The organism is Mesorhizobium sp. M8A.F.Ca.ET.165.01.1.1, from assembly GCF_004792065.1.
GTDB lineage: Bacteria > Pseudomonadota > Alphaproteobacteria > Rhizobiales > Rhizobiaceae > Mesorhizobium.
In genome coordinates this window covers 246,686-255,365 of the sequence record NZ_SRTH01000008.1, presented here as the reverse complement: position 1 = coordinate 255,365, position 8,680 = coordinate 246,686, and the positions used below count along the sequence as shown (strand labels likewise).

Annotated in this window: 5 protein-coding genes and 1 pseudogene; 3 read left to right on the top strand and 3 right to left on the bottom strand. The window is 64.5% G+C overall.

Annotated elements, in window-relative coordinates:
* Positions 1–278 (top strand): annotated as a pseudogene (locus EN808_RS22200) (aminotransferase class I/II-fold pyridoxal phosphate-dependent enzyme); the annotation flags it as partial.
* 242 nt (positions 279–520) lie between these two features.
* On the opposite strand, the gene EN808_RS22190 reads toward EN808_RS22200, so the two are convergent.
* Positions 521–1,687 (bottom strand): pyridoxal phosphate-dependent aminotransferase, encoded by a 1,167-nt coding sequence (locus EN808_RS22190; RefSeq protein WP_127870800.1) that lies wholly within the window; start codon positions 1,685–1,687, stop codon positions 521–523.
* 109 nt (positions 1,688–1,796) lie between these two features.
* Entirely contained in the window at positions 1,797–2,219 is a 423-nt protein-coding gene (gene mscL, locus EN808_RS22185) for a large conductance mechanosensitive channel protein MscL (RefSeq protein ID WP_127279505.1), read from the bottom strand.
* Between the two features lie 248 nt (positions 2,220–2,467).
* Between mscL and EN808_RS22180 the strand changes: the two genes are divergently transcribed.
* Positions 2,468–5,977: a PAS domain-containing hybrid sensor histidine kinase/response regulator gene (locus EN808_RS22180; RefSeq protein ID WP_135916892.1), complete on the top strand. Its 3,510-nt coding sequence runs from the start codon at positions 2,468–2,470 to the stop codon at positions 5,975–5,977.
* A 140-nt stretch (positions 5,978–6,117) separates the two neighbouring features.
* Here the strand turns inward: EN808_RS22180 and EN808_RS22175 are convergent, their stop codons facing one another.
* Entirely contained in the window at positions 6,118–7,032 is a 915-nt protein-coding gene (locus EN808_RS22175) for a LysR family transcriptional regulator (protein ID WP_189524154.1), read from the bottom strand.
* A gap of 132 nt (positions 7,033–7,164) precedes the next feature.
* Between EN808_RS22175 and EN808_RS22170 the strand changes: the two genes are divergently transcribed.
* The gene (locus EN808_RS22170; RefSeq protein WP_135916890.1) at positions 7,165–8,673 is read left to right on the top strand and encodes an MFS transporter; all 1,509 of its coding nucleotides are present in this window, start codon (positions 7,165–7,167) and stop codon (positions 8,671–8,673) included.
* The last annotated feature ends 7 nt before the right edge of the window (positions 8,674–8,680 follow it).

The following is an 8,680-nucleotide window of genomic DNA, read 5'->3' as shown; positions in this document are numbered from 1 at the left end:
TCGGCGATCCGGAGCTCTGCAAGATGGCCAGCGACCGCCTGCTTGGCGTGCACGGCCTCTATATCCAGCCGATCAACTACCCGACCGTGCCGCGCGGCACCGAGCGGCTGCGCATCACGCCGACGCCCTTCCATTCGGACGCGCTGATCGCCGAGCTGCAGGACGCGCTGGTCGAAACCTGGGACGCGCTCGGCATCCCCTACGGTTCGGCGGGACGGCCGGCCGTCGCGAAAAGCGACCGGATCATTCCGCTGCTGGTGCCCAAGTCGGGCGGGTGAAGGCGAGCTTTGTCACCCTCTCGCCGTCATTAGAACCGCAGCGCTGCCCCTCATTGTCCCGCCGGACATTTCTCCCCGTATAGTGACGGGGAGAAAGAGGCTGTCGCGGAGAGTTTCGCCAATCGCAAGCGTTGCAGAACAGGCGCCGGCGTTGCGGCCAGCCTTCTTCTCCTCGTCACTATACGGGGAGAAGGTGCCGGCAGGCGGATGAGGGGCGACGCTAACCTATAAAGCAAGCAGCCTCAAACCGTCTTCATCCAGCCCGCCAGCCTGTGGGCCGCTTCCTCGAGCTGGTCCAGCCTCCGGTGGAAGCACAGCCTCAAAAACGCTTCGCCACCCGGGCCGAAGGCGGTGCCGGGTGCCAGGCCGACATTGGCCTTGTCGACGATGTCGAAGGCAGCGCTGCGTGAATCGGTGATCCCGTCGACCGTGAAGAACAGGTAGAAGGCGCCCTGCGGCACGGTGAACCGCGCCTTGCCGGTTTCGCCGAGAATGCCGCAGACCAGGTCGCGGGCCTTTCTCGCCCGCTCCACCTGTTCGGCGACGAAGGCATCGCCCTCGTCGAGCGCCGCGATCGCGCCGCGCTGCATGAACTGGGCGACGCCCGAGTTGGAATACTGGATCAGGTTCTCGAACACCTGCTGCAGGCTTGGATGCGTCTTGACCCAGCCGACCCGCCAGCCGGTCATCGCCCAGTTCTTGGAGAAACTGTTGACGAACAGGATGCGGTCTTCCGCCTCCGCGATGTCGAGGAAGGACGGCGCGCGGCCGTGACCATAGTGAAACAGCGAATAGATCTCGTCGGCGATGATCCACAGGCCCTTGGCGCGAGCGAGATCGAGGATCGCTCGCAAGGTCTCATGGTCGGCGGTCCAGCCGGTCGGATTGGACGGCGTGTTGATGAACAGCGCCTTCGTGCGCGGTGTGACCGCCGCCGCGATCTTCTCGACGTCGCATGACCAGCCATTTCCGGAATGGTCGAGCGTGACCGGCACCGGCACGGCCCCCGCGATCGCGGCGGCGGCGTCGAAATTCGGCCAGGCGGGCGACAGATAGATCACTTCATCGCCGGCGCCCGCAAGCGCGTCGAGCGCCAGCTGGATGGCATGCATGCCGGAGCCGGTGACGATGAATTGCTCCTCGGGGAAGGTCTTGCCGAAGTGCCTGGCGTAGTAACGCGCCAGCGCCTGCCTCAGATCGGGAATGCCCCTCTGCCAGGTGTAGAACGTCTCGCCGCCGGCCAGCGCCTTCGACGCGGCATCGGTGATGAAGGACGGCGTCGGCAGGTCGCCCTCGCCGGCCCAGAGCGGGATCAGGCCTTCGCGCAATCTGCCGTAGTTGACGACGGCGACGATACCGCTTTCAGGCGCGGCCAGGGCCTCGGGGCGCAGGGTCTGGATCAGGGTCATTGGGCAGGTCCGTTGTCTCGGGCGTTCGTAAGGGCTGCTTACCAGATACGAAAACAGAAAACCCCGGCCGCGAACGACCGGGGTTTTGGTCCAGAAGAACCGTATCCGTCTATCGCCTGGCCAGCAAATCGCGGATTTCGGTCAGAAGCTGTACATCGGCGGGGGGCGGCGCGGCCGCCGGCGCCGGCTTTTCTTTTTCCAGGCGCCTGCGCATGTTGTTCACGGCCTTGACCATGAGGAAGATGATGAAGGCGAGGATGATGAAATTCAGCACCACGGTGATGAAGCTGCCATAGGCGAAAACAGCCCCTTGCTTCTTGGCGTCCGCCAGCGAGGTGGCGTTGACGGCCGAGGAAAGCCCAAAGAAGTAGTTGTTGAAGTCCAAACCGCCAAAAATCGCGCCGACAATCGGCATGATGATGTCGTTGACCAGGGAATCGACGATCTTGGAAAAGGCAGCGCCGATGATGACGCCGACGGCCAAGTCCATCACGTTACCCTTGGAAATGAATTCCTGGAATTCTTTCAGCATTCGACCCTCCTTGTCATGGCGGGCCGCACAGCCGTCCCATCCCTGCGGCACCGACCCGGCGACACCATAACAAAAACCTTGGGTTGCACCATCGGCTAAAAGAAGAAAGCAACCGCTTTCTCCTTACCCCGGGGCAGCCGCGGAAATCATGGCCCGCATGCGCCGAAAGCCGTGATGGACTTGGCGCCCAAGCTGTGATTGCGTCTGACCGGCCAGGTTAAAATCGGCACAGGGAGGATCTTGCCGGCGTGCAGGGCTTGTTCATCGTCATCATTGCGATCGCCTATGTGACGCTGCTGTTCGCCATCGCCAGCCTGGGCGACCGCCGCTCGATGATGTCTGGACCCGGCCGCGCGCGGCCCTTCATCTATGCGCTCAGCCTTGCCATTTACTGCACGTCCTGGACCTTCTTCGGCTCGGTCGGCCTTTCCTCGGAACGCGGCCTCGAATTCCTCGGCATCTATACCGGCCCGGTGCTGGTGTTCGTGTTCGGCTTTCCATTGCTCAACCGCATCGTGCGGCTGGCCAAGACCGAGAAGATCACCTCGGTCGCCGACTTCCTCGGCGCGCGCTACGGCAAGAGCTTCACCGTGGCCGCCATCGCCACGCTGATCGCCACCATCGGCGCCGTGCCCTATATAGCCCTGCAACTGAAGGCGATCTCGGGATCGGTCAGCCTGATGGTCGAGCATTATACGGGCTCGCCGCCCTCCTTCGATCCCTTCGTCAGCGACATCTCGCTGGTCGTCGCCATGCTGCTTGCGCTGTTTGCGGTCCTGTTCGGCACACGCCATGCCGACGCCACCGAACACCAGGACGGGCTGGTGCTGGCGGTGGCGGTCGAGACGGTGGTCAAGCTCGCCGCTTTCCTGGCCATCGGCCTGATGGTCACCTTCCTGATCTTCGGCGGCCCCGGCGACATGTTCGACCGGCTGGCGCAGAATGGCCAGGTACGGCAGGCAATGGGCTATTCGACGTCGCTCGCCACCTGGCTGGTGCTGACCTGCCTGAGCGGCTTCGCCATCATCCTCTTGCCGCGGCAGTTCTACGTCACCATCGTCGAGAACCGCAGCGAGGCGGAACTGCGCACCGCGACATGGGTGTTCCCGCTCTACCTCGTGGCGATCAACCTGTTCGTGCTGCCGATCGCCTTTGCCGGCCTGACGCTGGTCGGGACAAGGACGAGCAGCGACCTTTACGTGCTGTCACTGCCGCTGTTCAGCGGCCACGATTTCCTGGCCATGGCCGCTTTCATCGGCGGCCTGTCGGCGGCAACCGCCATGGTCATCGTCGAGAGCGTGGCGCTGTCGATCATGATCTCCAACGACCTGATCATCCCGCTGTTCGTGCGCCGGCTGCTGCGGACGACCACTTCCGAAAACGAGGACTGGTCGACGCTTATCCTCAATGTACGGCGTGGAGCGATCTTCATCCTTTTGTTCATCGCCTTTCTCTACTATCGCGAGAGCACCAACAGCGCCCGGCTGTCCTCGATCGGCCTGATGTCCTTCGCGGCGATCGCGCAATTCGCGCCGGCGCTGGTCGGCGGGCTGATCTGGCGCGGCGCCAACGGCCGCGGCGCGGCGCTCGGCATGGTCGCCGGCATCCTGGTCTGGGGCTACACGCTGCTGGTGCCGTCGCTCGTCCCACCCGATACCGGCATCATCGTGCATGGACTGTTCGGCTTCGAGGCGCTGCGGCCACAGGCGCTGTTCGGCACCGTCGCCGAACCGCTGAACCATGGCGTGCTGTGGAGCCTGTCAATCAACGCGCTGTTCTTCGTCTTCGGCTCGCTGTCGCGCGCGTCGGTGCCGCTGGAGCGCATCCAGGCATCGATCTTCGTGCCGCGCGAAGCCGGCCCGATGCCAAGCCTGCGCCGCTTCCGCACGGCCATCACCGTCAACGACCTCAAGGATACCATCGCACGCTATCTCGGCGTCGAACGCACGGAACGCTCCTTTCAATCCTTCGAGAAGAGCAACGGCACCTCGCTGCACGGCAACGAGCAGGCGAGCATGGACGTCATCCGCTTTTCCGAGCAGCTTTTGGCCAGCGCCGTCGGCTCCTCCTCGGCGCGGCTGATCCTGTCGCTGCTGTTTCGCCGCCACGACCGCGAATCCCGCGACGCCTTCCGCCTGCTCGACGACGCCACGGAAGCGCTGCAGCACAATCGCGACCTGCTGCAGATCGCGCTCGACCAGATGGAGCAAGGCATCACCGTCTTCGACCGCGATTTCCGGCTGATCTGCTGGAACAGGCAATACCGGGCGCTGTTCGACCTGCCCGACGAGATGGGCCAGGTCGGCGTTTCGCTCGATCAGATCCTTCGCCATCTCGCCGAGCGCGGCGACATCCCCGCCGACCAGCGCGTGGCGATGCTCAACCGGCTGACCAGCTTCGTCAGCCCCTGGCAGATGGAGCTGAAGACCAGCGGCCGTATCCTCGAGCTGCGCTCCAACCCGATGCCCGATGGCGGCATCGTTGCCACCTATGCCGACATCTCCGGACGCGTCGAGCAGGACCTCGCGCTGAAGCGCGCCAATGAATCGCTGGAACAGCGCGTCAAGACCCGCACCATCGAGCTGACCAGGGTCAACGAGGAATTGACCCGGGTCAACGAGGAACTGGCGCAGGCACAGATGCTCGCCGAGGAGGCCAATCTCGGCAAGACGCGCTTCCTTGCCGCCGCCGGTCACGACATCCTGCAGCCCTTGAATGCCGCCCGGCTCTATTGTTCCTCGCTGATCGAGAAGGCCGGCAAGGGTCCGGCCGGCAAGGCGGCCATCAACATCGAATCCTCGCTGGAATCGGTCGAGACCATTCTGGGCGCCGTGCTCGACATTTCGCGCCTCGATGCCGGCGCGATGAAACCGGACGACACCGCCTTCAGCCTTGATGGCCTGCTGCGCCAGATCGGCAATGATTTTCGGCCACTGGCCGCGGAGAAAAAGCTTGGCCTGACGATCATGCCGTCGTCGCTGACGGTGACGACGGACCGTAACCTGTTGCGCCGCCTGATCCAGAATCTTGTCTCCAACGCCATCAAATACACCCGCCAGGGCCACATCCTGGTCGGTGTGCGGCGGCGTGGCGAATTGGCGGAGATCCAGGTCATCGACACCGGCATCGGCATTGCCGGCGACAAGCTGAACACTGTCTTTCATGAATTCACCCGGCTGGACGAAGGCGCCCGCGAAGCCGAAGGTCTTGGCCTCGGCCTCTCCATCGTCGACCGCATCGCCAGGGTATTGCGGCTCGAGATTCGCATCTTCTCCAACCCGGGCAAGGGCACGCGCTTTTCCGTCATCCTGCCGGTGACAGCCGCGCAGGAGTCGCGACGCGAGGTCGAGACCCGGGCGCCGGCCCGCGCGGCGGCTTCGCTGTCGGGGCTGCATGTGCTGTGCATCGACAATGACATCCGTATCCTCGAAGGCATGCGGCTGCTGCTGGAAGGCTGGGGCTGCAACGTCGCCACGGCGACCGGCTCGGGGGATCTGGACAAGGTCGCGGTCCAACGTCCGGACATCGTGCTTGCCGACTACCATCTCGACCGTGAAACCGGTCTCGACGTTATCATCAAGCTGAGGGCGACGCACGGTGACGACCTGCCGGCCGTGCTGGTCACGGCCGACCGCTCCAACGAGGTGCGGGCAGCCGCGGCGGGCCTCGACATCCCGATGATCAACAAACCGCTGAAGCCGGCGGTGCTGCGGTCGATGATGGCCAGGTTCAGGCCGATGGTGCGGGCGGCGGAGTGACGCCGGAGCTGTCGGTGCGGCTCGGCTGAACGCTCCGGCATGGACGGCGACCGGATCAGCATGCTGCTCATCGAGCGGCCGTAGGCGTTAACGTCAGACAACGCGCAATCCGGCCATCATCGCTGAAACGGGCACGGGACTTACGCGTCGGACAGATTGTCGGCCCCTTGCGAGTTGCGGAAACGGGGCCGCGTGGCGGTGACCGTTGCCGGCGGGCGATGCTCGCGAAAGGCCATGGCCAGCGTGCGCAGCGCCTCGCGCGACTTGATGTCCGAAAGCGTCGAAAGCAGCACGATCTCGGATGCCGGCAGCGGCGGCAGGCCGAATTTCCGGCTCACCTCGATCGTTCCGGGCGGCGCCAGCCGGCAGGAAAAGACCGATGTGGCGAGGCCGGCGGTGACGGCCTCGGCCACCGCAAAGGAGCCGCAGCCAAGGAACACTTCCGTCCAAGGAATTCCGACCGCGTCGAGCGCGCCGGTCGCGATGTTGCGGATGCCGCAGGATGGCGAGGATGCGGCCAGGTGCAGCGGCTCGCCGGCCCGGTGGACGAAACCCGGAGCGGCGTACCAGCCGAAATGCTCCGGCGCTAGCACCTCGCCATCGCGACGGTCGTCCTCACGGCGGATGATCGCCGCATCGAGCTCGCCGCGGTCGAACGCGTCGAGCAGATCGTGTGAATCATCGAGCCGAACCTCGATGGTGAGGGCAGGATCATGCGCGTTGAGCCGCGCCAGCAAGGTCGGAACCTCGGCGCCGCCGACATGGGTGGCGATGCCGAGCCTGAAGCGGCGGCGGACAGCGGTCAGGCTCGCGACGGCGCGGTCGTGCGCGGCAAGGAAATCGCGCGCCGGCTCCAGGAATATTTCGCCTCGCGTGGAAAGTCGGACCAGCCGGGGCGTCCGCTCGATCAGTCTCTGGCCAAGCCGGTCCTCAAGCCGCTTCAGCCTGACGCTGACCGCGCCTTGCGTGCTGCCGAGCGCTCCGGCGGCACGCGTGAAGCTGCGGAGATCCGCAACGGTGACGAACGCCTTCACCGCTTCTACGTCCAGCGTCATGTCAGCTATCTCGCTTTGTTGTCACTGAAATAGCCAACCATGCAATTTTCAAATGATCAAGCCTGCCCTAACTGTGCAGTGCATGGCAGGCGTCAGCAGATCGCCGCGCCCGGGAATTCGAAAGGTTTGACCATGGCTGTCCTCACCCGCCGAGGCATCGTCGTCCTGTTTGCCGCTTGCCTGGCATGCCTGATGTTCGGGCTGGAGATTTCAAGCGTCCCCGCCATCCTGCCGACGCTGGAAGAAGTGTTGCACGCGGACTTCAGGCAATTGCAGTGGGTGATGAACGCCTACACGATCGCGGTCACCACCGTGCTGATGGCGGTCGGCACCATCGCCGACCGTTACGGGCGCAAGCGCGTCTTCCTGGTCTCCATCGCCGCCTTCGGCCTGACGTCGCTGATCTGCGGCCTGGCGGACGACGTATCCACCTTGATCGTCGCCCGGTTTCTGCAGGGCCTGAGCGGCGGCGCGATGCTGATTTGTCAGCTCGCCGTTCTGTCGCACGAATTCAGGGAAGGCCGCGAGCGCGCGGTGGCTTGGGGCTGGTGGGGCGTCATCTTCGGTGTCGGTCTCGGCTTCGGGCCCATCGTCGGTGGCGGCATCGTCGCGATCTCGAGCTGGGAATGGGTGTTCCTCATCCATGTGCCGGCAACAGTCATGGCGTTTGTGCTGGCATTGACCGGCGTCCATGAATCGAAAGATCCACAGGCGGGCAAGCTCGACCTGGCGGGCATCGTGACGCTGTCGCCGTCGGTCTTTTGCCTCGTTTTCTACATCACGCAAGGCCCGGATCTCGGTTTCGCCAGTCCGACGGCACTGGTGATCCTCGGTGTCTCGATCGCGAGCTTCATCGCCTTCCTCATCGCCGAAAGGATCAGCAAGCGGCCGATGTTTGATTTCTCGGTCTTCCGGATCCGGCCGTTTTCCGGCGCCATCGTCGGCTCGGCGGCGATGAACCTCTCCTACTGGCCTTTCATGATCTACCTACCGATCTGGTTCCATGCCGGGCTCGGCTATGACAGCCTTTCCACCGGCCTTGCCTTGCTCGCTTACACACTTCCGACGCTCATGATGCCGCCCGTGGCGGAGCGGCTTTCGCTGCGCTACCAGCCTGGTGTCGTCATCCCTGCGGGGCTCGCCGTCATCGGCGTGGGGTTCATCGCGATGAAGTTCGGCAGCGCGGCCGCCGAGGCCAGCTGGCTGACGATGCTGTCTGGCTGCCTGATCGCCGGAACCGGCCTCGGGATCACCAACACGCCCGTCACCAACACGACGACGGGTTCGGTTTCGAGCGACCGCGCCGGCATGGCGTCGGGCATCGACATGAGCGCCCGCATGGTTTCGCTGGCGCTGAACATAGCGGTGATGGGCTTCATCCTTGCAAGCGGCGTGCTGGCACATCTCAGCCGAGTGCTGCCCGACCTCGATGCCGCCCAGCTGCGTCTCGCCGCCGAAGGGATCGCAGCCGGAAATCCCATCCCTGGTCTACCCGATCCGGTCATGCGCGACGCGCTGCGAAATGGCTTTGGCTGGGTGATGCTCTATGGCGGCATCGGCGTCTGGATCATGGCCGCCGTCAGTTTCATGGTCTTCAGCGTCCGGCCGGTGCGGCGAGCCGAAGTTGAGTGTTCCGATTGAGCCGAGG